At 56.2% G+C, this 25,709-nt stretch carries 22 protein-coding genes; 16 read left to right on the top strand and 6 right to left on the bottom strand.

Annotation, left to right across the window (positions count from 1 at the left end; genetic code table 11):
* Positions 1-80 precede the first annotated feature (80 nt).
* Positions 81-1,403, bottom strand: a complete 1,323-nt coding sequence (xylA, locus tag AC3WS9_RS00915; protein WP_095280247.1) for a xylose isomerase — start codon at positions 1,401-1,403, stop codon at positions 81-83.
* Positions 1,404-1,775: 372 nt separating this feature from the next.
* Between xylA and xylF the strand changes: the two genes are divergently transcribed.
* The 4 genes from xylF to xylR are packed head-to-tail and all read left to right on the top strand — an operon-like array spanning position 1,776 to position 6,734.
* Positions 1,776-2,768, top strand: a complete 993-nt coding sequence (xylF, locus tag AC3WS9_RS00910; protein ID WP_282493046.1) for a D-xylose ABC transporter substrate-binding protein — start codon at positions 1,776-1,778, stop codon at positions 2,766-2,768.
* Positions 2,769-2,820: 52 nt separating this feature from the next.
* Complete coding sequence (locus tag AC3WS9_RS00905; RefSeq protein WP_492486217.1) at positions 2,821-4,362, top strand: xylose ABC transporter ATP-binding protein; 1,542 nt, start codon at positions 2,821-2,823, stop codon at positions 4,360-4,362.
* Positions 4,340-5,521: a xylose ABC transporter permease XylH gene (gene xylH / locus AC3WS9_RS00900; RefSeq protein ID WP_492486215.1), complete on the top strand. Its 1,182-nt coding sequence runs from the start codon at positions 4,340-4,342 to the stop codon at positions 5,519-5,521. The genes AC3WS9_RS00905 and xylH overlap by 23 nt, the downstream gene beginning before the upstream one ends.
* Before the next feature lie 34 nt (positions 5,522-5,555).
* The gene (xylR, locus tag AC3WS9_RS00895) at positions 5,556-6,734 is read left to right on the top strand and encodes a D-xylose utilization transcriptional activator XylR (RefSeq protein ID WP_282493036.1); all 1,179 of its coding nucleotides are present in this window, start codon (positions 5,556-5,558) and stop codon (positions 6,732-6,734) included.
* Positions 6,735-6,790: 56 nt separating this feature from the next.
* Here xylR and AC3WS9_RS00890 read toward each other — a convergent pair whose 3' ends face one another.
* Complete coding sequence (locus AC3WS9_RS00890; protein WP_282493037.1) at positions 6,791-7,624, bottom strand: protein bax; 834 nt, start codon at positions 7,622-7,624, stop codon at positions 6,791-6,793.
* A gap of 314 nt (positions 7,625-7,938) precedes the next feature.
* Between AC3WS9_RS00890 and AC3WS9_RS00885 the strand changes: the two genes are divergently transcribed.
* Both AC3WS9_RS00885 and avtA read left to right on the top strand, forming a co-directional pair.
* Positions 7,939-9,969, top strand: a complete 2,031-nt coding sequence (locus AC3WS9_RS00885) for an alpha-amylase (RefSeq protein WP_492486212.1) — start codon at positions 7,939-7,941, stop codon at positions 9,967-9,969.
* A 175-nt stretch (positions 9,970-10,144) separates the two neighbouring features.
* Positions 10,145-11,401: a valine--pyruvate transaminase gene (gene avtA / locus AC3WS9_RS00880; RefSeq protein ID WP_492486210.1), complete on the top strand. Its 1,257-nt coding sequence runs from the start codon at positions 10,145-10,147 to the stop codon at positions 11,399-11,401.
* Positions 11,402-11,462: 61 nt separating this feature from the next.
* On the opposite strand, the gene yiaJ is transcribed toward avtA, so the two are convergent.
* On the bottom strand, positions 11,463-12,278 hold the full coding sequence (yiaJ, locus tag AC3WS9_RS00875; RefSeq protein WP_285158517.1) for an IclR family transcriptional regulator YiaJ: 816 nt from the start codon (positions 12,276-12,278) through the stop codon (positions 11,463-11,465).
* A 226-nt stretch (positions 12,279-12,504) separates the two neighbouring features.
* Here yiaJ and yiaK point away from each other — a divergent pair, with 226 nt between their 5' ends.
* The 8 genes from yiaK (at position 12,505) to araD (ending at position 20,162) form a co-directional block, all read left to right on the top strand.
* Complete coding sequence (gene yiaK, locus AC3WS9_RS00870) at positions 12,505-13,503, top strand: 3-dehydro-L-gulonate 2-dehydrogenase (RefSeq protein ID WP_285145673.1); 999 nt, start codon at positions 12,505-12,507, stop codon at positions 13,501-13,503.
* 10 nt (positions 13,504-13,513) lie between these two features.
* Entirely contained in the window at positions 13,514-13,981 is a 468-nt protein-coding gene (locus AC3WS9_RS00865; RefSeq protein WP_285155737.1) for a YhcH/YjgK/YiaL family protein, read from the top strand.
* Between the two features lie 27 nt (positions 13,982-14,008).
* Complete coding sequence (locus AC3WS9_RS00860; RefSeq protein WP_492486207.1) at positions 14,009-14,935, top strand: DUF4862 family protein; 927 nt, start codon at positions 14,009-14,011, stop codon at positions 14,933-14,935.
* Between the two features lie 48 nt (positions 14,936-14,983).
* Positions 14,984-16,303, top strand: coding sequence for an MFS transporter (locus tag AC3WS9_RS00855; RefSeq protein ID WP_492486205.1), 1,320 nt, complete (start codon positions 14,984-14,986; stop codon positions 16,301-16,303).
* A gap of 151 nt (positions 16,304-16,454) precedes the next feature.
* The gene (locus tag AC3WS9_RS00850) at positions 16,455-17,960 is read left to right on the top strand and encodes an FGGY-family carbohydrate kinase (RefSeq protein ID WP_285158514.1); all 1,506 of its coding nucleotides are present in this window, start codon (positions 16,455-16,457) and stop codon (positions 17,958-17,960) included.
* Positions 17,957-18,610, top strand: coding sequence for a 3-keto-L-gulonate-6-phosphate decarboxylase UlaD (gene ulaD, locus AC3WS9_RS00845; RefSeq protein WP_285145669.1), 654 nt, complete (start codon positions 17,957-17,959; stop codon positions 18,608-18,610). The genes AC3WS9_RS00850 and ulaD overlap by 4 nt, the downstream gene beginning before the upstream one ends.
* A 2-nt stretch (positions 18,611-18,612) precedes the next feature.
* On the top strand, positions 18,613-19,473 hold the full coding sequence (locus AC3WS9_RS00840; protein ID WP_282492011.1) for an L-ribulose-5-phosphate 3-epimerase: 861 nt from the start codon (positions 18,613-18,615) through the stop codon (positions 19,471-19,473).
* Positions 19,467-20,162, top strand: coding sequence for an L-ribulose-5-phosphate 4-epimerase (araD, locus tag AC3WS9_RS00835; RefSeq protein ID WP_285145667.1), 696 nt, complete (start codon positions 19,467-19,469; stop codon positions 20,160-20,162). The genes AC3WS9_RS00840 and araD overlap by 7 nt, the downstream gene beginning before the upstream one ends.
* Here araD and AC3WS9_RS00830 read toward each other — a convergent pair whose 3' ends face one another.
* On the bottom strand, positions 20,163-20,981 hold the full coding sequence (locus tag AC3WS9_RS00830) for an AraC family transcriptional regulator (protein ID WP_492486201.1): 819 nt from the start codon (positions 20,979-20,981) through the stop codon (positions 20,163-20,165).
* 223 nt (positions 20,982-21,204) lie between these two features.
* Here AC3WS9_RS00830 and AC3WS9_RS00825 point away from each other — a divergent pair, with 223 nt between their 5' ends.
* Both AC3WS9_RS00825 and AC3WS9_RS00820 read left to right on the top strand, forming a co-directional pair.
* Complete coding sequence (locus AC3WS9_RS00825) at positions 21,205-22,605, top strand: MFS transporter (RefSeq protein ID WP_285155732.1); 1,401 nt, start codon at positions 21,205-21,207, stop codon at positions 22,603-22,605.
* Positions 22,606-22,615: 10 nt separating this feature from the next.
* Complete coding sequence (locus tag AC3WS9_RS00820; RefSeq protein ID WP_492486199.1) at positions 22,616-24,571, top strand: glycoside hydrolase family 127 protein; 1,956 nt, start codon at positions 22,616-22,618, stop codon at positions 24,569-24,571.
* A gap of 146 nt (positions 24,572-24,717) precedes the next feature.
* Here AC3WS9_RS00820 and AC3WS9_RS00815 read toward each other — a convergent pair whose 3' ends face one another.
* A complete protein-coding gene (locus AC3WS9_RS00815; RefSeq protein WP_390888419.1) occupies positions 24,718-24,999 on the bottom strand; it encodes a helix-turn-helix domain-containing transcriptional regulator in 282 nt (93 codons plus the stop codon).
* A gap of 71 nt (positions 25,000-25,070) precedes the next feature.
* Complete coding sequence (locus AC3WS9_RS00810; protein WP_492486197.1) at positions 25,071-25,403, bottom strand: type II toxin-antitoxin system RelE/ParE family toxin; 333 nt, start codon at positions 25,401-25,403, stop codon at positions 25,071-25,073.
* Positions 25,404-25,709 lie beyond the last annotated feature (306 nt).

Raw genomic sequence — 25,709 nt, 5'->3', positions numbered from 1 at the left:
AAAATGCCCGGTGGCGCGAGGCTTACCGGGCCTACGATGATTGTAGGCCGGGCAAGCGCAGCGCCGCCCGGCATTATCGATCACTTATCAAACAGGTAATGATTCACCAGGTTTTCCAGCAGTTCCTGATGACCGCTCTGATGGCTCGGCGCCAGGCTGTGCTGTTCAGCGTACTTCGCGATCTCGGCAAGGGATAACTGCCCTTTCAAAATTTGCTGGCCGAGTTCACTGTTCCAGCCGGAATAGCGCTTCGCCACACGTTTATCCAGCTCGCCGTCTTCTATCATGCGGGCCGCCACTTTCAGCGCCAGCGCCATGGTATCCATCGCGCCAATATGGCCGTAGAACAGATCGTATTTATCGGTGCTCTGACGACGCACTTTGGCGTCAAAGTTCAGGCCGCCCGTCGTGAAACCGCCCGCTTTGATGATTTCATACATCACCAGCGCATTTTCTTCCACGCTGATCGGGAACTGGTCGGTGTCCCAGCCAAGCTGCGGGTCACCCCGGTTGGCATCGACGGAGCCGAAGATACCCAGCGCGATAGCCGACGCGATTTCATGGTGGAAAGAGTGCCCCGCCAGGGTCGCGTGGTTGGCTTCGATATTCACTTTGATCTCTTTTTCCAGACCAAATTGCTTGAGGAAACCGTACACCGTCGCGACGTCATAATCGTACTGGTGTTTGGTGGGCTCCTGCGGTTTAGGTTCAATCAGCAGGGTGCCGCGGAAACCGATTTTGTGTTTGTGATCCACCACCATCTGCATAAAGCGGCCAATCTGTTCGCGCTCCTGGCGCAAATCGGTATTGAGCAGCGTCTCGTAACCTTCACGACCGCCCCACAGGACGTAGTTTTCGCCGCCCAGCTTATGAGTGGCGTTCATTGCGGTCACGACCTGAGTGGCGGCCCAGCTGAATACTTCTGGGTCCGGGTTGGTCGCCGCACCCGCGCCGTAGCGAGGGTTGGTGAAGCAGTTTGCCGTGCCCCACAGCAGCTTCACGCCGCTTTGCTGCTGTTTTTCACCCAGGTAATCCACCATCTGGGCAAAGTTGTTCAGGTACTCTTTGAGCGTCGCGCCTTCCGGAGAGACGTCCACATCGTGGAAGCAGTAATACGGAACGTTCAGTTTGTGGAAGAACTCGAAGGCCACATCTGCTTTGCGCTTCGCCAGTTCCAGCGCTTCGCCTGGCTGCTGCCACGGACGGTCAAACGACCCCACGCCGAACATATCCGCGCCGTTCCAGCAGAAGGTATGCCAGTAGCAGGCGGCGAAACGCAGGTGATCTTCCATGCGCTTACCCAGCACCAGCTCGTCCGGATTGTAGTGACGAAATGCTAGAGGATTGGTGGATTTCGGGCCTTCATAGCGAACGCGATCGAGTTGGTCGAAATAAGCTTGCATATTGAACTCCATAATCAAGAGGTGCGGCGAGTCATCGATAATGGAGTAATAGTGAATACACATTGCGGGTTGCTCAATTACGTTATTTCACACTGCTATTGAGAGAATGCACAAACGTGCGCTGGCTCGCAAAAATAATACGCAGGCAAAGGATTTTTCGGCGCTTATTCCAGAATCATGTGTAATTAATAAGTTGCGCATTTTAAAATCAGATCGCGGTCATAAATTCGCAAATAAACCAAATATCGTAATGAGAAGATAAAAATCTGTAATTGCGAGTTTCCCTTTCCCCGTTAAGAATTTGCTGCGTATCTGGCAGTGAATGATTCTTTTGTCCAAGCCTTACCACCCTTCAAAAAAGGTAAAATAATGATGACGATAAGAAACCTGTGCCTTACTCTCTGTGCTTCGCTACTGCTCACAAGCTTTGCGGGGCATGCAAAAGAAGTCAAAATCGGAATGGCCATCGACGACCTGCGCCTGGAGCGCTGGCAAAAAGACCGCGATATTTTTGTGAATAAAGCGGAATCTCTCGGCGCAAAAGTGTTTGTTCAGTCCGCTAATGGCAATGAAGAGACGCAAATGTCGCAAATCGAAAATATGATTAACCGCGGCGTTGATGTTCTGGTCATTATTCCTTACAACGGTCAGGTGTTAAGTAATGTCGTCAAAGAAGCGAAACAAGAGGGAATTAAAGTTTTAGCCTATGACCGAATGATAAATAACGCCGATATCGATTTTTATATTTCCTTCGACAACGAAAAAGTCGGTGAATTACAGGCGCAAAGCCTGGTCAACAAAGTGCCGCAGGGGAATTATTTCCTGATGGGCGGCTCACCTGTGGATAACAACGCCAAATTATTCCGCGAAGGGCAGATGAAAGTCCTTAAGCCTTATATCGACGACGGAAAAATTAAAGTGGTGGGCGATCAGTGGGCTGACGGCTGGCTGCCAGAAAACGCGCTGAAAATTATGGAAAACGCGTTAACCGCGAATAATAACAAAATCGACGCCGTCGTCGCCTCAAACGATGCCACCGCGGGCGGTGCGATTCAGGCGCTGAGTGCCCAGGGCCTGGCCGGTAAAGTGGCAATTTCCGGACAAGATGCGGACCTGGCAGGCGTGAAACGCATTATTGCCGGTACGCAAACCATGACGGTCTACAAACCCATCACCGAGCTCGCCACTACCGCCGCTGAAATTGCCGTCGAGCTGGGCAACGATCAGCAGCCTAAGGCCGATTCCAAACTGAATAACGGCCTGAAAGATGTCCCTGCCCGGCTGCTGACGCCAATCGAAGTCAACAAAGAGAACATTGACGCCACGGTTGTAAAAGACGGTTTCCACAAGAAGAGCGAACTGTAACCCCGCATCGCCCCTGCTGTGCGGGGGCCCCCTCAGATCATGTGGAGCAGTTATGCCTTACTTACTTGAAATGAAAAGTATCACCAAAGCCTTTGGCGCAGTGAAAGCTGTCGACAACGTGAGCCTGCGCTTAAACCCCGGCGAGATTGTCTCTCTGTGCGGCGAAAATGGCTCCGGCAAATCCACGCTGATGAAAGTGCTGTGCGGCATCTATCCTCACGGCAGTTACGACGGGGAAATCGTCTTTGCCGGTGAAACCCTGCAGGCCACGCACATTCGCGACACGGAGCGCAAAGGTATCGCCATCATTCACCAGGAGCTGGCGCTGGTGAAGCATCTCACCGTGCTGGAGAATATTTTCCTCGGCGCGGAGATCTCAAATTTCGGCGTGCTGGACTACGACAGCATGACCCTGCGCTGTGAAAAACTTCTGGCTCAGGTCAGCCTGCATATCTCACCAGACACCCGCGTCGGCGACCTGGGGCTGGGGCAGCAGCAGCTGGTTGAAATCGCCAAAGCGCTGAACAAACAGGTGCGCTTGCTGATCCTCGACGAACCGACCGCCTCCCTGACGGAGCAAGAAACCGCGGTGCTGCTGGATATCATCCGCGACCTGCAGCACCACGGCATCGCCTGTATTTATATCTCTCACAAACTCAACGAGGTGAAAGCCATTTCGGACACCATCTGCGTCATCCGCGACGGGCAACACATCGGCACGCGGGAAGCCGACGGGATGAGCGAAGACGACATCATCACCATGATGGTGGGCCGCGAACTCACAGCGCTCTACCCCAACGAACCGCACACCACCGGGGATGAAATCTTAAGAGTCGAGAATCTGACTGCGTGGCATCCGGTTAACCGCCATATCAAACGCGTCAACAATGTCTCCTTCTCCCTGCGGCGCGGGGAGATCCTCGGTATTGCAGGTTTAGTCGGTGCCGGACGAACCGAAGCCGTCCAGTGCCTGTTTGGCGTCTGGCCGGGCCGCTGGGAGGGCAAGATTTACCTCGACGGTCAGCCCGTGCAGATCAACAGCTGCCAGCAGGCGATCGCTCAGGGTATCGCGATGGTCCCGGAAGACCGTAAAAGAGACGGCATTGTGCCGGTCATGGCGGTGGGGAAAAACATTACCCTGGCGGCACTCAACCAGTTTTCGGGTGCGCTGAGCAGCCTGGACGATGCCGCTGAACAGCAGTGCATTCTCCAGTCTTTAGCGCGCCTGAAAGTCAAAACCTCGTCGCCCGAGTTAGCCATCGGGCGGCTGAGCGGCGGTAATCAGCAGAAAGCGATTCTGGCCCGCTGTCTGCTGCTTAATCCGCGCATCCTGATTCTGGATGAACCGACGCGCGGGATCGACATCGGCGCAAAATATGAAATCTACAAACTCATTAACCAGCTTGTGCAGCAGGGCATCGCGATGATTGTGATCTCGTCCGAACTCCCCGAAGTGCTCGGCCTGAGCGATCGCGTCCTGGTGATGCACGAAGGCAAACTGAAAGCCAATCTGAAAAACCAAAACCTGACCCAGGAACAGGTGATGGAAGCCGCCCTGAGGAGCGAACGTCATGTCGAAAAGCAACCCGTCTGAAATCAAAGCCCCTGCGTCTGCGCCAGGTCTGTTCCCGGGATTTAAAGCGCTAAACCTGCAGGTTTTCGTCATGATCGCGGCCATTATCGTCATCATGCTGTTTTTCACCTGGATGACCGACGGCTCCTATTTAAGCGCACGAAACATCTCCAACCTGCTGCGCCAGACCGCCATTACCGGCATTCTGGCGGTCGGGATGGTGTTCGTGATTATCTCGGCAGAAATCGATCTGTCGGTCGGCTCGATGATGGGGCTACTGGGTGGCGTCGCGGCGATTTTTGACGTCTGGCTCGGCTGGCCATTGCCCCTCACCGTAGCGGTCACGCTGGCGCTCGGCCTGCTGCTCGGGACCTGGAACGGCTGGTGGGTCGCCTATCGCAAAGTCCCTTCGTTCATCGTCACCCTCGCGGGGATGCTCGCCTTTCGCGGCATCCTGATTGGCATTACCAACGGCACCACCGTGTCGCCGACCAGCGCGTCGATGTCGCAAATTGGTCAGAGTTATCTCTCCGACGGCGTGGGCTTCACGTTTGGTGCTATCGGTCTGATGGCCTTTATCGCCTGGCAGTGGCGCGCCAGAATGCGCCGTCAGGCGCTGGGGCTCACCGCTACGGCTTCAACCTCGGCCGTCGGGCGTCAGGCCCTGACTGCCGTTATCGTGCTGGGGGCCATCTGGCTGCTGAATGATTATCGCGGCGTACCCACGCCGGTGCTCATCCTGACGCTGCTGTTGCTGGCGGGGATGTTTATGGCGACCCGCACCGCCTTTGGTCGGCGTATCTACGCCATCGGCGGCAATATCGAGGCCGCGCGTCTGTCGGGTATCAATGTGGAGCGCACCAAGCTTGCGGTTTTCGCCATTAATGGTCTGATGGTGGCCATCGCCGGGCTGATTTTAAGCTCGCGCCTCGGTGCAGGTTCGCCCTCCGCCGGGAACATCGCCGAGCTGGATGCTATCGCCGCCTGTGTCATTGGTGGAACCAGCCTCGCAGGCGGCATCGGGAGTGTTGCGGGCGCGGTGATGGGTGCGTTTATTATGGCGTCGCTGGATAACGGAATGAGTATGATGGACGTTCCGACCTTCTGGCAGTATATCGTTAAAGGCGCCATTTTGTTGCTGGCAGTCTGGATGGACTCTGCGACCAAACGACGGGCATAACGCCGCGTTGTCACTGATTTGGGAAAGATAAGCCATGTTTGAGAAGCGTCACCGCATTACGTTGTTATTCAACGCCAACAAAGCCTATGACCGTCAGGTCGTCGAGGGCGTGGGTGAATATTTGCAGGCGTCGCAATCGGAGTGGGATATTTTCATCGAAGAAGACTTCCGTACCCGCATTGAAAACATCAAAGACTGGCTGGGCGATGGCGTGATCGCCGATTACGACGATCCCGTGATTGAGCAGTTGCTGACCGACGTCGACGTCCCGATTGTGGGCGTCGGCGGCTCGTATCACTCACCCGAGAAGTATCCACCGGTCCATTACATCGCAACCGACAACCACGCGCTGGTCGAGAGCGCCTTTCTGCATTTAAAAGAGAAAGGCGTACACCGCTTCGCCTTTTACGGCCTGCCCTCTTCCAGCGGCAAAGGCTGGGCGATGGAGCGCGAGTATGCGTTTTGCCAGATTGTGGCGCAGGAAAAGTATCGCGGCGTGGTGTATCAGGGGCTGGAGACTGCGCCTGAGAACTGGCAGCACGCGCAAAATCGGCTCGCCGACTGGCTGCAAACCCTGCCGCCGCAGACGGGCATTATCGCCGTCACGGATGCGCGCGCGCGTCACGTTCTCCAGGTCTGCGACCATTTGCACATTCCGGTTCCCGAAAAGCTGTGTGTGATTGGTATCGATAACGAAGAGCTCACGCGCTATCTGTCGCGCGTGGCCCTGTCGTCGGTGGCACAGGGGACGCGTCAGATGGGCTATCAGGCGGCGAAGTTACTTCATCGCCTGCTGGATAACGAAACCCTGCCTCTTCAGCGCCTGCTGGTTCCGCCCGTTCGCGTGGTGGAACGCCGCTCAACAGACTATCGCTCCCTGAACGATCCGGCGGTGATTCAGGCGATGCACTACATCCGCAATCACGCCTGCAAAGGCATCAAGGTGGATCAGGTGCTGGATGCCGTCGGTATTTCTCGCTCGAATCTGGAGAAGCGCTTTAAAGAAGAGGTTGGGGAGACAATCCACGCGGTGATTCACGCCGAGAAGCTGGAGAAAGCCCGCAGCCTGCTGATCTCAACGTCGCTGTCGATCAATGAAATCTCGCAGATGTGCGGCTACCCGTCTCTGCAATATTTCTATTCGGTGTTTAAGAAGGAGTATGACACCACGCCGAAGGAGTACCGCGAGCGGTACAGCGAAGTGCTGGTATAGTGCTGGTATGAGACAAAGAAAAACGCCTTCCGATGGAAGGCGTTTTTTTGGATGACTTACATATGAGCGGCGATTAAGCGCTGGTTGTCCTGGTACATCGCAAACAGGTAGTTGTTGTAGCTCTGACCCTGCGTTGAATAACCTTTCAGCTTGTGAATCATGGTGCTCGCGGTCACTTCCTGGTCCGCTTTACGCAACTGAGCGCGTGACTTACGGAACGAAGAGTAGGCCGGGTGCGTGTTCAGGTTCACCACGTAGGCATTCACGGAATCTTTCACTGATTCGAACTGCGAATAGCCTTTCACTTTGCCAGGCACGTTGTTACAGCGGCCTTTGGCGCACTTCATGCCGAAGAGATTATTGTTGTTACGCGCCAGTTTTGACGTGCCCCAACCACTCTCGGCTGCTGCCATGGTTGCCACCATGCTGCCTGGAATAATATCCACACGCTCAAGCAGTGAGTTCCACGGCACGCGGCGGGTATTACCGTTCCAGCTCACCTTGTAGCGTGTCGCGATGTCTTTCAGACGTGCGCGTTCGCTTGGTGACCAGCGGCTTTCGTACTGTTTCGAAACCAGCCAGTTACGGTCTGCAGTAATCGCAGAATTTTGGCTTGTAATATAAGGCATTACCGTCCGGAGAAACGCTTTTTTCCTTGGTGTCCCGGAAGGGTATTTTCGCAAATCAGGAAGTGAACTGCTCTTTACACTATTGCGAGAATACTCTTGTTTACTGCTAACCTTACTCTTACTGCTGGTCGTCGTCTTTATGACGTGGGCTTTTTTACTCGTTGTATCCGTGTGCGTCTTCGCAAGCACCTCACCTGAAAACATCACGGTGAGCAACATGAGTATCGTAGCCCCAAATCGTCGTATGGGAGTCGATATCATTAGGTCTCCTGGTCGGATATATACATTCCAACACCTTATTTTTTTCACAAAATTGAGAGCGGAATCTCAAATCATATCAAAAATAGTCTTCCAGAGCATCCAAAGAAATAGTCCAATTCCGAAACTATGTCACCTGAAACTTGCTCACTTAACCATCATTTCTACAAATTTGTGTGCGATATCGCAGATAACCGCCTAATTTTGCGCGAGATCACTCACCCTTTCGGCTCATCCTGCCAGAAAACGCAGGGGGAGGAGTCCTCGCCATAAACCTGATGGCACACTGGTTAAAATGGCCGCGACAGGAAAATGGAATGAAACGCTCAGCTTTAGTCCTTTTGCTTTTACCCGCGATGGCAAATGCAGACTGGTCATCTCCTGGATTCTCCACGTTCAATGCCGAAGCTGCTGGGGTGTTCACCAGCCACGCGAAGTTTGCGAAGGGTACTCGCCCGCTGACGTTGAGTTTTGACAACGCGTGCTGGCAGCCGACAAACCCGATTAAACTCAATGAGATGATGTCGCTAAAACCTTGCGAAGGAACGCCGCCCCAGTGGCGTTTGTTCCGCGAGGGCGATTATCAGATGCGCATTGATACGCGCTCAGGCACGCCGACGCTCATGCTGACGGTGCAAAGCGCTGCGGAAAAACCCGTCGCGGATGTCACTCGCCAGTGCCCGAAATGGGACGGCAAACCGCTCACCCTCGATGTTAAAAACACCTTCCCGGAAGGCTCCGTCGTCCGAGATTTCTACAGCCAGCAGACGGCCACGGTGCAGCAAGGAAAAATCACCCTGCAGCCCGCCGCGAACAGCAACGGTCTGCTCCTGCTTGAGCGGGCAGAAACCGACAAAGCCGCGCCATTCAGCTGGCAAAACGCCACCGTCTACTTTGTACTGACGGACCGCTTCGTCAATGGCGACCCTTCTAACGACAACAGCTATGGCCGCCACAAAGACGGCATGCAGGAGATTGGCACCTTCCACGGAGGCGATCTCAAAGGGCTCGCCAGCAAGCTCGATTATCTGCAGCAGCTTGGCGTCAACGCGCTGTGGATAAGCTCCCCGCTGGAGCAAATCCACGGCTGGGTCGGGGGCGGTACCAAAGGCGATTTCCCGCACTACGCCTATCACGGCTACTACACGCAGGACTGGACAAAACTCGACGCCAATATGGGCAGCGAAGACGATCTGCGCCATCTGGTCGACGAGGCGCACCAGCGCGGCATCCGCATTCTCTTTGACGTGGTGATGAACCACACCGGCTACGCTACGCTTGCTGATATGCAGGCGTTCCAGTTCGGCGCGCTGTACTTGCAGGGTGACGAACTGAAAAAGACGCTGGGCGAACGCTGGACCGACTGGAAACCCGCCGCCGGGCAGAGCTGGCACAGCTTTAACGACTACATCAATTTCAGCGATAAAGCCGGGTGGGAAAAGTGGTGGGGCAAAAACTGGATCCGCACCGATATCGGCGACTACGACAACCCCGGCTTCGACGATCTGACCATGTCGCTGGCCTTTTTACCGGATCTCAAAACCGAGTCCACCACCCCGTCCGGTTTGCCGAATTTCTACCGCCATAAGCCGGACACCCAAGCTAAAGAGATCGCCGGATACACACCGCGCGATTATCTCACCCACTGGCTCAGCCAATGGGTGCGCGATTACGGCATTGACGGTTTCCGCGTCGATACCGCCAAACATGTTGAACTCCCCGCCTGGCAGGCGCTGAAGGAACAATCCACCCAGGCGCTGAAAACGTGGAAAGAGGCCAACCCGGATAAAAAACTCGATGACACTCCGTTCTGGATGACGGGTGAATCCTGGGGGCACGGCGTGATGCAAAGCGAGTATTACCGCCATGGTTTCGACGCGATGATCAACTTTGACTATCAGGAGCAGGCCGCCAAAGCCGCCGATTGCCTGGCCGAAATGGACATGACCTGGCAGCAGATGGCGGAAAAACTGCAGGGATTCAACGTCCTGAGCTATCTCTCCTCCCACGACACGCGCCTGTTCCGCGAGGGCGGCCAGCGCGCGGCAGAACTGCTGTTGCTCTCACCTGGCTCAGTGCAGATTTACTATGGTGACGAGTCCGAACGTCCATTCGGCCCGACCGGCTCCGATCCGCTGCAGGGAACGCGCTCGGACATGAACTGGCAGGATGTCGCGGGCAATCAGTCGGCGACCGTTAAGCACTGGCAAATTCTCGGGCAGTTCCGGGCGCGCCATCCGGCCATCGGCGAAGGCACGCAAACCACGCTCTCCCTCAAGCAGGGCTACGGTTTCGTGCGCCAGCACCAGGACGATAGCGTGATGGTGATCTGGGCCGGGAATCAGTAGCGCCATCGCCGTCCCCTTCCAACGGAGGGGGACGTTTTTTATCAGAACAATTCACCACGCAAACACAAATCAGCGAAACAAAACCACGATCCCGACCTCTTCCCTCGATTTGCACCCGCACGATGCTAGCGTTATGGTTACCCACTTTCATTATAAGAATGCCAGAACACCTGCTATGACGTTTTCACTTTTCGGCGACAAATTCACCCGCCATTCAGGCATTACCCGCCTGATGGAGGATCTCAACGACGGGCTGCGCACACCGGGCGCTATCATGCTCGGCGGCGGGAATCCGGCGCAAATCCCGGCCATGAACGACTACTTCCACAACCTGCTGGCAGAGATGCTGCAAAACGGCAAAGCCACTGATGCGCTGTGCAATTACGACGGTCCGCAGGGCAAAACCGAACTGCTGACCTTGCTGGCTGATATGCTGCGCGACGAGCTGGGTTGGGATATCGAACCACAGAATATTGCACTGACAAACGGCAGCCAGAGCGCATTTTTCTACTTGTTTAATCTCTTTGCAGGACGTCGCGCCGACGGCACCACCAAAAAAGTGCTGTTCCCGCTGACGCCGGAATACATCGGTTACGCCGACTCCGGGCTGGAAGAGGATCTGTTTGTCTCGGCGCGGCCGAACATCGAGCTGCTGCCAGAGGGCCAGTTCAAGTATCACGTCGATTTTGAGCACCTGCATATCGGCGAAGAGACGGGCATGATTTGCGTGTCGCGCCCGACCAACCCGACGGGCAACGTCATCACCGACGAAGAGCTGATGAAGTTAGACGTGCTCGCCAACCAGCACGGCATACCGCTGGTGATCGATAACGCCTACGGCGTGCCGTTCCCAGGCATTATCTTTAGCGAAGCCCGCCCGCTGTGGAACCCCAATATCGTCCTGTGCATGAGCCTCTCGAAGCTCGGCCTGCCGGGCAGCCGCTGCGGCATCATCATTGCCAATGAAAAAATCATCAGCGCTATCACCAACATGAACGGCATTATCAGCCTGGCGCCAGGTGGAATGGGCCCGGCGATGATGTGCGAAATGATTAAACGCAACGATCTGCTGCGCCTGTCTAATGACGTGATTAAGCCGTTTTACTATCAGCGCGTCCAGGAGACGATCGCGACCATTCGCCGCTACTTGCCCGAAGATCGCTGTCTGATTCATAAACCGGAAGGGGCGATTTTCCTGTGGCTATGGTTTAAAGACCTGCCGATCACTACCGAGCTGCTCTATCAGCGCCTGAAAAAACGCGGTGTGTTGATGGTGCCAGGGGATTACTTCTTCCCGGGCCTCGACAAGCCGTGGCCGCATACGCATCAGTGCATGCGCATGAACTACGTGCCGGACCCAGAGAAAATCGAAGCCGGGGTGAAAATCCTGGCCGAAGAGATTGAGCTGGCGTGGAGCGAAGGCAGCCGCTAACGGCTCACACGCAGGACAACAAAAAAGGCCAGATGTCGACATCTGGCCTTTTTTTCACAACTTAGCCGCGAACGGTAAAACCAAGTTCTTGTGAGATCGCTTCCGCCGTTTCACGCAGCGGTTTGAGCAGATTCTTCTCCCCCACCTGCTTCATGCGCGAGGTCGACAGGGAAATGGAGATGGCATAAGGCACGCGCCCGTGAATATCAAACACCGGCACCGCGATGCAAGACACGCCCAGCTCGTTCTCTTCTCTGTCCATCGCCATGCTGTGGGTGCGAATCTCCGCCAGTTCATCGTACATGGCGCTCAGTTCAGTGATGGTATTGCGGGTCAGGGGCTGAATCTGCTCCTGATGACTCTGCCAGTAGCTCGCCACGTAATCCTGATGGCCAAACGCCATGTAAATCTTACCCATCGCAGAACAGAAGAGCGGCATGTGCTGGCCGATATAGGCGCGCGTGCGCAGCATTCCCGTCGTCGGCTCCAGCTTGTAAATCAGAATCGCATGGTCATCTTCCCGGCTGGAGAAGTTCACCGTTTCGCCGGTCACGATATTCAGATTTTCGAGATGCGGAGCCGCCACGTGGATGATGTTGAGCGACGACAGCGCTTTTTGCCCAACGGCGATAAATTTGGTGGTCAGGCGATAGCTGCCCGCCGCTGGCGCAGGGGTGACGTACCCGCACGACTGCAAACCCTGCAACAACCGATGCACGGTGCTTTTGTTTAGCCCGGCAAGTTCCGATAAATGCGCCAGCGGACACCCGTTCGGGTAGTTACTGAGGATCTCAATCAGCATCAGGCCGCGAAACAAGCTCTGGCTACCTGCTGGCCTCTCTTTTTCTGGCGTCATTTCGCTCTCTTTCATGCTCATCAAATAGCTCTCCGTTAATCGCGTCCTGATGGTAGCGCAAAGTGTGGTTCAGTTCACGATCTCAGCACAAAAAACACAATGCATTGATTTTACTAGTTTTTGAAAAGCATGAATGTCGTTGATCTAACAAAATTTGATCGCTATATTTGAAATCAGATTTCGCATTGTGGAATTTAGAGATAAAAAAGCACTCACATGCGCCCCTCATACGAACAGGAGAACAGGGATGAAAGTGACCTTTGACGAGTTGAAAGCCGCCTTCAATCGGGTACTGCTTAACCGCGGCGTTCAGGCCGATACCGCCGACGCCTGCGCAGAGATGTTTGCGCGCACCACCGAATCCGGCGTCTATTCGCACGGCGTGAACCGCTTCCCACGTTTCATTCAGCAACTGGATAACGGGGACATCATTCCTGACGCCCAGCCGAAGCGCGTCACCACCCTGGGTGCCATCGAGCAGTGGGACGCCCAGCGCTCCATCGGCAACCTGACCGCTAAAAAGATGATGGATCGCGCCACCGAGCTGGCCTCGGATCACGGGATTGGGTTAGTGGCGCTGCGCAACGCCAACCACTGGATGCGCGGCGGGAGCTACGGCTGGCAGGCCGCCGAGAAAGGCTATATCGGAATTTGCTGGACCAACTCCATCGCCGTAATGCCACCGTGGGGCGCAAAAGAGTGCCGCATCGGCACCAACCCGCTGATCGTCGCCATTCCTTCCACGCCGATCACCATGGTCGATATGTCGATGTCGATGTTCTCCTACGGCATGCTCGAAGTGAACCGCCTTGCCGGGCGCGAACTGCCGGTGGATGGCGGCTTTGACGACGAAGGCAATCTGACCAAAGAGCCAGGTGTTATCGAGAAAAACCGCCGTATTTTGCCGATGGGTTACTGGAAAGGTTCCGGCCTCTCTATCGTGCTCGACATGATCGCCACCCTGCTCTCCAACGGATCGTCCGTGGCGGAAGTGACGCAGGACAACAGCGATGAATACGGCGTGTCGCAGATCTTCATCGCCATCGAAGTGGACAAGCTGATCGACGGCCCCACCCGCGATGCCAAACTGCAGCGCATCATGGATTTCATCACTACCGCCGAACGTTCAGACGACGACGTCGCCGTGCGCCTGCCGGGGCATGAATTCACCCGTCTGCTGGAAGAGAACCGTCGCAATGGCATCACCATTGATGACAGCGTGTGGGCGAAGATCCAGTCGCTGTAAGGAGTGACGCATGATATTCGGACATATTTCACAGCCCAACCCCTGCCGACTTCCGCAGGCGATTGAACGGGCGCTCGAATTTTTACGCACCACCGATTTCACGACGCTGGAACCGGGTGTCGTGGAAATAGACGGACGCAATATCTACGCGCAGATCCTCGATCTCACCACCCGGGAGCATCACCAAAACCGCCCGGAAGTACATCGCCGCTATCTGGATATTCAATTTCTGGCGTGGGGCGAAGAGAAAATAGGTTTTGCGATTGACACCGGAAATAACGAAATAAGCGAATCATTGCTGGAACAGCGCGACATTATTTTTTATCACCAGATGGAAAACGAATCGCTGATTGAAATGGTCCCAGGTAATTACGCCATATTTTTCCCGCAGGATGTTCATCGACCGCAATGCCATAAACACAAGGAGTCGGCCATTCGTAAAATTGTCGTCAAAGTGGCTGTCAGCGAATTGATTTAATTTTTTAAAATTAAACAGGAAAGCGAAATGACTCACACCGGTTTTATTATTGGTGCGTATCCCTGCGCACCTTCGTTTCATCAGCAAGGGGAACAGGACGAGCGTGAATTCTGGCGTCAATTAGCCGATACGCCCGACGTTCGCGGCATTGAACAACCCTGTCTGGAAAATCTGCATCCGCTCGGGGATGAGTGGCTGTTCCGCCACACGCCGGACGACTGGCAAATTGTGGTCACGGCGGTGATGGAAACCATGCGTCGGCGTGGCACCCACGGCGGGTTTGGCCTGGCGTCTGCTGACGAAGATCAGCGCCGCGAGAGCGTGGCGTTTTATCGCCATCTGTTAGCGAAAATCGTCGCGGTCAACACGCGCTTCCCAGGCAAAGTCACCGCCCTGGAAATGCAGGCCGCACCGCAGGCGGGCAACGCTTGCGTCGCGCAAGCCACCGACGCTTTTTCACGCTCAATCTGCGAAATTGCCGCCTGGGACTGGCCGTGCGATCTGGTGCTCGAACACTGTGACGCCATGACCGGCAGCCAGCCGCGCAAAGGCTTTTTGCCGCTGGAAAACGTTCTGGACGTGCTGCAGGGCACCGATATCAGCGTGTGCATTAACTGGGCCCGCTCGGCCATTGAAGGGCGCGATACGACGCTTCCGGTGAAACATGTTCAGGCGGCACTGCAGGCGGGTAATCTCGGTGCGCTGATGTTCTCCGGCACCACGGCGACCGGCGAATACGGTGAATGGCAGGATCTTCACGCACCGTTTTCACCGTTCTGCCCTGAAAGCTTAATGACACCTGAAAGCGTAAATGAATTATTTACTGCGCCGAGCGCCGCAACATTGAAATTCTCCGGTATCAAACTACTGGAAATAAATGCTAATGCTGACGTCAGCCATCGCATCGCCATTTTGCGCGACGGTATTAGCGTTATGAAAAAAGCAGCACAATAAAAATAATAATCTTATTCCCGAGCCGATTACCTTAATGAGACATTAATTATGACTAATTCTTCTCATGCTCTACAGGCGGATATTCCGCGCCAACGCTGGTTGAGAATAATTCCCCCTATTCTTATCGCCTGCATTATCTCTTATATGGACCGCGTCAATATCGCCTTCGCGATGCCGGGCGGTATGGATGAGGAACTGGGGATCACCGCCACCATGGCGGGTTTAGCAGGTGGGATATTCTTTATTGGTTATCTGTTCCTGCAAGTTCCCGGCGGCAAAATCGCCGTGCACGGCAGCGGTAAAAAATTCATTGGCTGGTCGCTGGTCGCCTGGGCGGTGATTTCCGTTCTGACGGGCATTGTCACTAATCAGTATCAACTGCTGGTCCTGCGCTTTTTACTCGGCGTGGCGGAAGGCGGGATGCTGCCGGTGGTGCTAACCATGATCAGCAACTGGTTCCCGGACGCCGAGCGCGGTCGCGCCAACGCGATTGTGATCATGTTCGTGCCGATTGCCGGGATTATCACCGCGCCCCTTTCCGGCTGGATCATCACCGCCCTCGACTGGCGCTGGCTGTTCATCATTGAAGGGCTTCTCTCCCTGGTGGTGCTGGTGCTCTGGATGCAGACCATCTATGACCGACCGCAGGAGGCGAAGTGGATTTCCGAGGCCGAGAAAAACTATCTGGTCGAGACGCTGGCCGCCGAGCAGCGCGCCATTGCGGGCAAAGAGGTGAAAAATGCGTCCCTGGGCGCGGTGCTGTCGGACAAAACCATGTGGCAGCTGATCGCCCTGAACTTCTTCTACCAGACCGGCATTTACGGCTACACCTTGTGGCTGCCGACCATTCTGAAGGAGCTGACCCATTCAACGATGGGCCAGGTCGGGATGCTCGCCATTCTGCCGTACGTCGGCGCGATTGCCGGGATGTTCCTGTTCTCGGCCCTCTCTGACCGCACCGGCAAGCGCAAGCTGTTCGTCTCCCTGCCGCTAATCGGTTTTGCCCTGTGCATGTTCCTCTCCGTGGCGCTGAAAGAAAACATCTGGCTGGCGTACACCGCGCTGGTCGGCTGCGGCTTCTTCCTGCAGTCGGCAGCGGGTGTGTTCTGGACCATCCCTGCGCGTCTGTTCAGCGCAGAGATGGCAGGCGGCGCGCGCGGTGTGATTAACGCGCTCGGTAATCTCGGCGGGTTCTGTGGTCCTTACGCGGTGGGCGTGTTGATCACCTTGTACAGCAAAGATGCGGGCGTGTATTGCCTGGCGATCTCTCTGGCCCTGGCCTCGCTGCTGGCGCTGCTGCTGCCTGCGAAATGTGACGCCGGAGCACAGCCCAATCCGACGGTGAATCCGCACAAGCGTGCGGCCTGATGCCCTCACCCCGGCCCTCTCCCACAGGGAGAGGGTGAAAAAACGTAGGCCGGGTAAGCGCAGCGCCACCCGGCAACAGCAACCAAGAACGTAGGCCGGGTAAGCGAAGCGCCACCCGGCAACAGCAACCACCGAACCGAGAATCGCAAAGATGAGTGAAAAAGAGCCCTTCTGGCTGGGTATCGATTGTGGCGGTACTTATCTGAAAGCCGGTCTGTACAACAGCCAGGGAAAAGAACACAGCATCGAACGTTGCCCGGTCGCGACGCTCAGCCCGCGTCCGGGCTATGCCGAGCGCGACATGCACCTGCTCTGGCAGCGCTGCCACGAAACGGTTGCGGCCCTGCTCAATCGCACGGGCATTAGTGGCTCCCAAATCAAAGGCATCGGCATTTCCGCCCAGGGCAAAGGCCTGTTCCTGCTCGATAAACAGGATCGCCCCCTGGGCAACGCCATCCTCTCTTCCGACCGCCGCGCTTTAGAGATCGTCCAGCGCTGGCAGCAGGACGCGATCCCCGAGAAACTCTACCCGCACACCCGGCAAACCCTGTGGACCGGGCATCCCGCTTCGCTGCTGCGCTGGGTCAAAGAGCATGACCACCAGCGCTACCAGCAGATCGGCTGCGTGATGATGGCCCATGACTATCTGCGCTGGTGCCTGACGGGCAATAAGGGCTGCGAAGAGAGCAACATTTCCGAGTCCAATCTCTACAACATGAACACGGGCGACTATGACCCGCAGCTGACGCGCTGGCTGGGCATCAGCGAAATCGACAGCGCCTTGCCGCCCATCGTCGGCTCAGCAGAAATTTGCGGGGAAATCACCGCTCAGGCAGCCACCCTGACCGGTCTTGCGGCGGGTACGCCCGTCGTGGGTGGTCTGTTTGATGTGGTTTCCACCGCGATCTGCGCCGGACTGCACGACGAGCACACGCTCAACGCCGTGATGGGCACCTGGGCCGTCACCAGCGGGATTGCGCACGGCATCCGCGATAACGAATCTTTCCCGTACGTCTATGGCCGATACGTTCACCCGCAGCAGTACATCGTTCACGAAGCCAGCCCGACCTCATCCGGCAACCTCGAGTGGCTCACGGCGCAGTGGGGCGAGATCTCTTTTGACGAGATCAATCAGGCGGTTTCCAGCCTGCCGAAAGCGGCCAGCGATGTCTTCTTCCTGCCGTTTCTCTACGGCAGCAACGCCGGGCTGGAGATGACCAGCGGTTTCTACGGCATGCAGGCGCTACACACCCGCGCCCACCTGCTGCAGGCGGTTTATGAAGGGGTGGTGTTCTGTCATATGACCCATCTTAACCGCATGCTCGAGCGCTTTACCGATGTTCAGGCCCTGCGCGTCACCGGCGGCCCGACCCATTCCGAGGTGTGGATGCAGATGCTGGCGGACGTCAGCGGTCTGGCAATCGAACTGCCTCAAGTCGAGGAAACCGGCTGCTCCGGCGCGGCGCTCGCCGCCCTCGTCGGCACCGGGGTCTATCCCGATTTCTACGCCGCGCAGCAAAGCCTCAAGCACGACATCCGCGTCATCGAGCCGGACATGCAGGCCCACGCCGCCTACCAGCACAAATATCACCACTACCAGCTACTGATTTCAGCATTGCAGGGCTTTCACGCCCGAATTAAGGAGTACGACCTATGAGCCGACCATTACTACAGCTGGCGCTCGACCACACCAGCCTTCAGGCCGCCCAGCGCGATGTCGCGCTGCTGCACGATCATGTCGATATCGTCGAAGCGGGCACCATTCTGTGCCTCACCGAGGGTCTTTCGGCGGTCCGCGCGTTGCGCCAGCAGTGCCCGGACAAAATCATCGTCGCCGACTGGAAAGTGGCCGACGCAGGCGAAACGCTGGCGCAACAGGCCTTTGACGCGGGCGCGAACTGGATGACGATAATCTGCGCCGCACCATTGGCGACGGTAGAAAAAGGCCACGCGGTGGCTGCCGCGCGCGGGTGCGAAATCCAGATGGAGCTATTCGGTAACTGGACCCTGGACGACGCGCGCGCGTGGCATCGCGTCGGGGTGAAACAGGCGATTTACCATCGCGGGCGTGACGCCCAGGCCAGCGGCCAACAGTGGGGCGAAGACGATCTCGCCAGGATGAAAGCTCTGTCAGATATCGGTCTGCAACTCTCCATCACCGGCGGCATCACCCCGGCGGATTTACCGCTGTTCCGCGAGATTAACGTTAAAGCCTTCATCGCCGGACGGGCGCTGGCTGGGGCCGCCAACCCATCGCAGGTGGCAAATGAGTTCCACACGCAAATCCGCGACATCTGGGGAGAATAACCATGCGTCAGCATCCGTTAGGGATTTATGAAAAAGCGCTGGCAAAAGATCTCTCCTGGCCGGAGCGCCTGGTGCTAGCCAAAAGCTGCGGCTTTGATTTCGTCGAAATGTCGGTGGATGAAACCGACGAGCGCTTATCCAGGCTGGAGTGGAGCACCACCCAGCGCGCCTCGCTGGTCGAAGCGATGCTGGAAACCGGCGTCGCGATTCCGTCCATGTGCCTGTCGGCGCACCGTCGTTTCCCGTTCGGCAGCCGCGACGAGTCCGTGCGTGAACGCGCCCGCGAGATCATGACCAGGGCTATCAAACTGGCGCGCGATCTGGGGATTCGCACCATCCAGCTGGCGGGTTACGACGTCTATTACGAGGAGCACGATGCAGGCACCCAACAGCGCTTCGCGGAAGGGCTGGCGTGGGCGGTAGAACAAGCCGCTGCCGCGCAGGTGATGCTGGCCGTGGAGATCATGGATACCGCGTTCATGAACTCCATCAGCAAATGGAAAAAGTGGGATGACATGCTCAAGTCGCCGTGGTTTAGCGTCTATCCCGACGTCGGCAACCTCAGCGCGTGGGGCAACGATGTCACCGCCGAACTGACGCTCGGTATCGACCGGATCGCCGCCATCCACCTGAAAGACACGCAGCCCGTTACCGAGCAAAGCCCAGGACAGTTTCGCGATGTGCCGTTCGGCGAAGGCTGTGTCGATTTCGTCGGCGTGTTTAACACCCTGAATCAGCTCAACTATCGTGGCGCATTTCTCATTGAAATGTGGACCGAAAAAGCCAAAGAGCCGGTACTGGAAATTATCGAAGCACGGCGCTGGATCGAAGCCCGTATGCAGGAAGGAGGCATGACATGCTAGAGCAACTGAAAGCGGAAGTCCTGGCGGCCAACCTGGCGCTGCCCGCCCACGGGCTGGTGACCTTTACCTGGGGCAACGTCAGCGCCGTGGATCGCGATAGTGGCCTGATGGTCATCAAACCCTCTGGCGTTGAGTATGAGGTGATGACCGCTGAGGACATGGTGGTCGTGGAGATCGCCACCGGTAAGGTGGTGGAAGGCAGCAAAAAACCCTCCTCAGATACGCCAACGCACCTGGCCCTGTATCGCCGCTATCCAGAGATGGGCGGCATCGTCCACACCCACTCACGCCACGCGACCATCTGGTCGCAGGCCGGGCTGGATCTCCCGGCTTGGGGCACCACCCATGCGGACTACTTCTATGGCGACATTCCCTGCACGCGGCTGATGACCCACGCCGAAATCGCCGGAGAGTATGAGTATCAAACCGGGGAGGTGATCATCAAAACCTTCGAGGAGCGCGACTTAAATCCGATGCAGATCCCCGCCGTGCTGGTCCATTCCCACGGTCCTTTTGCCTGGGGAAAAGATGCCGCCGACGCCGTCCACAACGCCGTGGTGTTGGAAGAGTGCGCCTATATGGGCCTGTTCTCCCACCAGCTTGCACCGCAATTGCCGACCATGCAGCAGGAGCTGCTGGACAAACATTATCTGCGCAAGCACGGGGCGAACGCCTATTACGGCCAGTGATCAGCCGGAATTAATATGTTCCTTACAGTACCGCCGTTTCCAGACGGCGGGGGTGAGCCCGGTATGCTTACGAAATATCTGACGGAAATAGCCGACATCGTTGAAGCCGCAGCGGGCGGCAACTTCCGTGAGAGAAGCCGAATCATCAAGCAACAGCTTCTCCGCAGATCGGACGCGCTGGCGATGGATCGCCTCGGTCAGGGTTAAATGAAAGGTGCGCCGAAAAACGCGCCCGAGATAATCCGCATTACAGTGCAGATCTTTTGCCAGCTGCGACGTCGAGAGGCTGAGGTGAAATTGCGTGCGAATAATTTGTTTCGCCTTCCACGCAATCGTCGTGCCCGACTCGTCCTTATTCTCCTCACTTCCAGGCGACAGGGAAATTTGCTGGAGTATCAGCAAGAGCAAGAATTCCAGTGCGGCGCTGCGCTGGAATTTCTCCTGCTCCGTCAGAAACTGGCGGAAAAGAGAGACCACACAGGATGCGTCATGGACGCGGCAATATTGCTCGATGGCGAGCCTGGTAAAACCCTCTAATTCCGACGGCTGGCCTTCGATATCAAAATGCAGCCAGTAAAACCGCAGATCGGCCGGGAAATCCTCCGTTCCCACGTGGCGACGATTCGGCCATAGCAACAAACTCTCTCCCGCGTTCACGGTAAAAACTCTGTTTTCCTCCTGGATCGTTAGTGTCCCTTTTTCAACAAAGATAATTTCCCATGAGGTCAGCTTGCGCGCAGGGTGACGCCCGACGCCGCGTGAAATGAACAGTCCGCCGTTTTGTACCTTAACCGGAAGCGCTATGGATAATTCGAGCATGAGTATTCATTTTCCCGCTTTAAAACGTCTGATTAAGCCTCTTTCATATTGATTATTAATGAATAATTTCTTATTCGCTCGATCGAAATCACATTTTCATCATCAGGTCGGAATCGTCACCTTTTTATACTTTTCCCTTCCCTTGTTGGCATCGACTTTCAGTGCAGAATTAATCGGGTACCTTGCAGAACATAATAAAATCCTATTCACGAGGAGTTATCGAATGACCTCCACTCCGATTACGCAAACCGATGTCGTACAACAGGCCGCCGACGATCGCCTGTCCGTGCGCGAGAAAATTGGCTACGGCCTGGGTGATGCTGGCGGGACGGTAATGACCTGCCTGATCATGAACTTTCTCACCTTTTTCTATACCGATGTCTTTGGTTTAACGCCCGCGCTGGTCGGCACGCTGTTTATTGCCTTGCGGGTATTTGATGCTATCTCCGACCCGATAATGGGGGTGATTGCCGACCGGACCCAGAGCCGCTGGGGGCGCTTTCGTCCCTGGCAGCTGTGGATCGCTTTCCCCATCGGGATTATCGGCGTCCTGACCTTCACTGTGCCGGAAGCGAGTATGGGGGTCAAAATCGCCTGGGCGTTCGGCACCTATCTGCTGTTGTCCGTCGGCTACACCGCGATCAACGTGCCCTACTGCGCGCTGATCAACACCATGACCACCCGCCACAGCGAGGTGATTTCCTGTCAGTCCTGGCGCTTTGTGCTGTGCGGCGTGGCGGGATTTCTGGTCTCCGTCGGCCTGCCGTGGCTGGTTGAGGCGCTGGGTCAGGGCAATGTGGCGCAGGGGTATCAGCTGGGTGTCGGCGTGCTGTGCGCTATCGCTGTGGTGATGTTCCTGTGCTGTTTCTTCTGGGTGCGCGAGCGCGTCCCGCTGGCACTGATGGGCCGCTTTACCCTGCGCGAGCATCTGGCTGGGCTGCGTAATAACGATCAGCTCTTATTGATGCTGGTGATGTCTTTCCTGCTGATTAACGTCTTTAACATCCGCGGCGGCGGGTACATGTATTTCATCACCTACGTACTGCAGGGCAGCACCGCCTACACTTCGCTGTTCTTCACCATGGTGACCTTTGCCGCCATTCTCGGTGCGGTGATTGTCAGCCCGCTCACCCGTCGTATTGATACGGTGAAACTGTACTCCACCACCAACCTGGTGCTTGCCGCACTGGCGTTAGGGATGTGGTTCCTGCCAACCGGCCCGGCGTACCAAACCCTGTGGCTGGCTGTAATTCTGGGCAACGGGGTGATCCTCGGTTTTACGCTTCCCCTGCACTTTTCTCTGATGGCTTTTGCCGACGACTACGGCGAGTGGAAAACCGGCGTGCGTTCATCAGGGATGAACTTCGCCTTTAACCTCTTTTTCATCAAGCTGGCATGGGCCTCCAGCGCGGGGATCATCAGCCTGGTGTTTATCTTCGTCGCCTATCAGCCCGGCGTGGGCAATCAGACCCCGGCGTCGCTCTCCGGTATTACCACCATGGAAACGCTGCTGCCAGCCCTTTTCCACCTGCTGCTGGCGATCTCGATTCGCTGGTGCAGACTCAATAACCCGATGATGTCGCGCATTTCCACCGACCTGCGCCAGCGTCACGTTCAGTCCTGAGGAGAACAACATGTCCATCATGGAACCCGACCTGCATAAGCTCAAAATCAACGATCCCTTCCTCGGCCAGTATCAACAGCTGGTACGTGATGTGGTCATTCCCTATCAATGGGATGCGCTAAACGACCGCATCCCGGAAGCAGAGCCGAGCCACGCTATAACCAATTTCCGTATTGCTGCCGGGCTGGAGCAAGGGGAGTTTTACGGCATGGTTTTCCAGGACAGCGATGTCGCCAAGTGGCTTGAGGCCGTGGCATGGTCCCTGTGCCAGAAACCCGATCCGGCGCTTGAGAAAACCGCAGACGAGGTGATTGACCTGGTGGCCGCAGCCCAATGCGACGATGGCTATCTCAACACCTATTTCACCGTGAAGGCAACGGGCGAACGCTGGACCAACCTCGCGGAGTGCCACGAACTCTACTGCGCCGGGCATATGATTGAAGCGGGCGTGGCGTACTTCCAGGGCACCGGCAAACGCACGCTGTTAGAGGTGGTGTGCAAACTGGCGGACCACATCGACAGCGTGTTTGGTCCCGGTGAAAACCAGCTGCACGGCTACCCTGGTCATCCCGAAATCGAGCTGGCGTTAATGCGCCTGTACGACGTCACCCAGGAGCCACGCTATCTGGCCCTGGTGAAATATTTCGTTGAGGAGCGCGGCGCGCAGCCGCACTTTTACGATATCGAATATGAAAAACGCGGCAGAACGTCGCACTGGAATACGTACGGCCCGGCGTGGATGGTCAAAGACAAAGCCTACAGCCAGGCGCATCAGCCTCTCGCCGAGCAGCAAACGGCTATCGGGCACGCCGTGCGCTTCGTCTATTTGATGACCGGCGTGGCGCACTTCGCGCGACTGAGCGGGGATGAAAGCAAACGTCAGGACTGCCTGCGCCTGTGGAATAACATGGTGCAGCGTCAGCTCTATATTACGGGCGGGATCGGCTCCCAGAGCAGCGGTGAAGCTTTCAGCAGCGACTACGATCTGCCGAACGATACGGTCTATGCCGAAAGCTGCGCGTCGATTGGTCTGATGATGTTCGCCCGCCGGATGCTGGAGATGGAGGCGGATAGCCAGTACGCCGACGTCATGGAGCGGGCGTTATACAACACCGTGCTGGGCGGGATGGCGCTGGACGGCAAACACTTTTTCTACGTGAATCCGCTGGAGGTGCATCCCAAAACGCTGGCCTTCAATCATATCTACGATCACGTGAAACCCATTCGGCAGCGCTGGTTCGGCTGCGCCTGCTGCCCGCCGAATATCGCCCGCGTGCTGACCTCGCTGGGTCACTACATCTACACCGCGCGCCCGGATGCGCTCTTTATCAACCTCTACGTCGGCAACAGCGCGGTGATTCCGGTGGGCGATAACGAGCTGCAGCTGCGTATTAGCGGTCACTATCCGTGGCAGGATCAGGTGAACATCGACATCACCTCGCCGGTTCCGGTCGAGCACACTCTCGCGCTGCGACTGCCGGACTGGTGCGACACGCCACGGGTGGCACTGAATGGTGAAATCGTGACCGGCGATGTGCGTCAGGGATACTGTTACCTCACCCGCCGCTGGCAGGAGGGAGATTCCATCACCCTGACGCTCCCGATGCCGGTCCGCCGTCTGTACGGCAACCCTCAGGTGCGCCAGCAGGCGGGCAAAGTGGCGGTGCAGCGCGGCCCGCTGGTCTATTGCCTGGAAGAAGCGGATAACGGTACGGGATTACACAATCTGTCGCTGCCCGCCGATAGCGCCTTCCGTGTTTTCGAAGGGAAAGGGTTATTCGCCCACAAGATGCTGATTCAGGCTGAAGGCATTGCACACCGCGCCACTGAGTCCGAATCGCAACCGCTCTGGCAATATGACCGCGCACCGACTGCATCACACAATCAGACGCTGACATTTATTCCGTGGTTTAGCTGGGCCAACCGTGGAGAAGGCGAAATGCGGATATGGGTGGATGAGGTGTAAAGCCCGCGGAGAATGTCGCAGGATAGGGCATGGAAGTGATCTCATTGGATTGTTGGCATAATCAGTAGATCGCTATATCCATGCCCGTTCTGTTTTCCCCGCTACATGATGCTGGGGATTCCTAAGGGCATAAAGCGGGCTAAATCTCAGTGTGGTGCTTTGCTTAATGTTAACTGTAGACCCGCTACGGCGGCGAGCTGTGCTAGTGTCGTGACCGTTGGGTTTCCGTTTTCTGATAACGCCCTATAGATACTTTGCCGAGCCAGCCCTGTCTCTTTAGCCGCTTTTGTAATTCCACCGCGAGCTTCTAATACACGTCGTAAAGCTATGAGGAAGCCACCTAATCCGCCTTCCTCGTTTATATCTTCGAGTGCGGTTTTTAGGTAGAGATCAGCGTAATCAGGATCGGCTCGTAATTCTTCAATCATGAGCTTGTCACGGTCTACAGCCGGTGCGATTGCGGCCGCCTCGCGGGCAGCCTCCTTTTTGTGAGCTACTGTCATTTTGTCGCCCTCGCTTTAAAATCTTTGAGGTATTCAACTGCTTTGTCTATATCGGCGTCCTGTGTTTTCTTCGTTCCGCCGATGTGTAAGAGAATGATTTCACCGTCTTCTAACGAGTAGTAAACACGGTAGCCTGGGCCGTAATTAATTCGTAACTCCCAAACTCCATCTCTTTCAAACTTGTGGTCCCCGAAGTTACCCGCTTCGGCCCGGTCTATCCTTGTATCAATCTTTGCTGCTGCTATCCGGTCTTTGTTTTTTAGCTTTGTCAGCCAATCATTGAAGGGCTTTTCGCCGTTTGCGTCCGTGTAGAACTGAGACTTGTACATCTCGTTTCCCTTACTCACCGCACATGTTTTTATTGTCACTTAAAAGAGACAAAAAGACAAAGGTGAATAGGTAAATTTAACTTAAAAGAGACAGCGAATCCGTATACCTGAGTAAGATCACCCAAGCAGCCTCTGAAAGGAAGGCGCTACGCAAAGAGAATGTGCAAGAGAGAGGGTTACATCTGAATTTGCAGGCAGGATCGTAAAGCCCGACGACGCTAGACCTACCCGGCCTGACAATCGCAGGTCGGGCAGGCACAGCACCACCGGGGAAGGGAGTGAAGCAGCCCTCATCCCTGAGGACCG

The sequence above is a fragment of the Lelliottia sp. EB106-05-01-XG201 genome (assembly GCF_058791735.1).
This window is presented reverse-complemented; position numbering and strand designations above follow the sequence as displayed.

Excerpts from the sequence above, each read along its gene's own strand:
- AC3WS9_RS00885 (WP_492486212.1), top strand. The coding sequence starts at position 7,939 with ATGAAACGCTCAGCTTTAGTCCTTTTGCTTTTACCCGCGATGGCAAAT.
- xylF (WP_282493046.1), top strand. The coding sequence starts at position 1,776 with ATGACGATAAGAAACCTGTGCCTTACTCTCTGTGCTTCGCTACTGCTC.
- avtA (WP_492486210.1), top strand. The coding sequence starts at position 10,145 with ATGACGTTTTCACTTTTCGGCGACAAATTCACCCGCCATTCAGGCATT.
- AC3WS9_RS00860 (WP_492486207.1), top strand. The coding sequence starts at position 14,009 with ATGACTCACACCGGTTTTATTATTGGTGCGTATCCCTGCGCACCTTCG.
- xylR (WP_282493036.1), top strand. The coding sequence starts at position 5,556 with ATGTTTGAGAAGCGTCACCGCATTACGTTGTTATTCAACGCCAACAAA.
- araD (WP_285145667.1), top strand. The coding sequence starts at position 19,467 with ATGCTAGAGCAACTGAAAGCGGAAGTCCTGGCGGCCAACCTGGCGCTG.
- AC3WS9_RS00905 (WP_492486217.1), top strand. The coding sequence starts at position 2,821 with ATGCCTTACTTACTTGAAATGAAAAGTATCACCAAAGCCTTTGGCGCA.
- xylH (WP_492486215.1), top strand. The coding sequence starts at position 4,340 with ATGTCGAAAAGCAACCCGTCTGAAATCAAAGCCCCTGCGTCTGCGCCA.
- AC3WS9_RS00840 (WP_282492011.1), top strand. The coding sequence starts at position 18,613 with ATGCGTCAGCATCCGTTAGGGATTTATGAAAAAGCGCTGGCAAAAGAT.
- AC3WS9_RS00815 (WP_390888419.1), bottom strand. The coding sequence starts at position 24,999 with ATGATTGAAGAATTACGAGCCGATCCTGATTACGCTGATCTCTACCTA.
- yiaJ (WP_285158517.1), bottom strand. The coding sequence starts at position 12,278 with ATGAGCATGAAAGAGAGCGAAATGACGCCAGAAAAAGAGAGGCCAGCA.
- ulaD (WP_285145669.1), top strand. The coding sequence starts at position 17,957 with ATGAGCCGACCATTACTACAGCTGGCGCTCGACCACACCAGCCTTCAG.
- AC3WS9_RS00825 (WP_285155732.1), top strand. The coding sequence starts at position 21,205 with ATGACCTCCACTCCGATTACGCAAACCGATGTCGTACAACAGGCCGCC.
- AC3WS9_RS00830 (WP_492486201.1), bottom strand. The coding sequence starts at position 20,981 with ATGCTCGAATTATCCATAGCGCTTCCGGTTAAGGTACAAAACGGCGGA.
- AC3WS9_RS00810 (WP_492486197.1), bottom strand. The coding sequence starts at position 25,403 with ATGTACAAGTCTCAGTTCTACACGGACGCAAACGGCGAAAAGCCCTTC.
- AC3WS9_RS00865 (WP_285155737.1), top strand. The coding sequence starts at position 13,514 with ATGATATTCGGACATATTTCACAGCCCAACCCCTGCCGACTTCCGCAG.
- xylA (WP_095280247.1), bottom strand. The coding sequence starts at position 1,403 with ATGCAAGCTTATTTCGACCAACTCGATCGCGTTCGCTATGAAGGCCCG.
- AC3WS9_RS00850 (WP_285158514.1), top strand. The coding sequence starts at position 16,455 with ATGAGTGAAAAAGAGCCCTTCTGGCTGGGTATCGATTGTGGCGGTACT.
- AC3WS9_RS00820 (WP_492486199.1), top strand. The coding sequence starts at position 22,616 with ATGTCCATCATGGAACCCGACCTGCATAAGCTCAAAATCAACGATCCC.
- yiaK (WP_285145673.1), top strand. The coding sequence starts at position 12,505 with ATGAAAGTGACCTTTGACGAGTTGAAAGCCGCCTTCAATCGGGTACTG.
- AC3WS9_RS00855 (WP_492486205.1), top strand. The coding sequence starts at position 14,984 with ATGACTAATTCTTCTCATGCTCTACAGGCGGATATTCCGCGCCAACGC.
- AC3WS9_RS00890 (WP_282493037.1), bottom strand. The coding sequence starts at position 7,624 with ATGATATCGACTCCCATACGACGATTTGGGGCTACGATACTCATGTTG.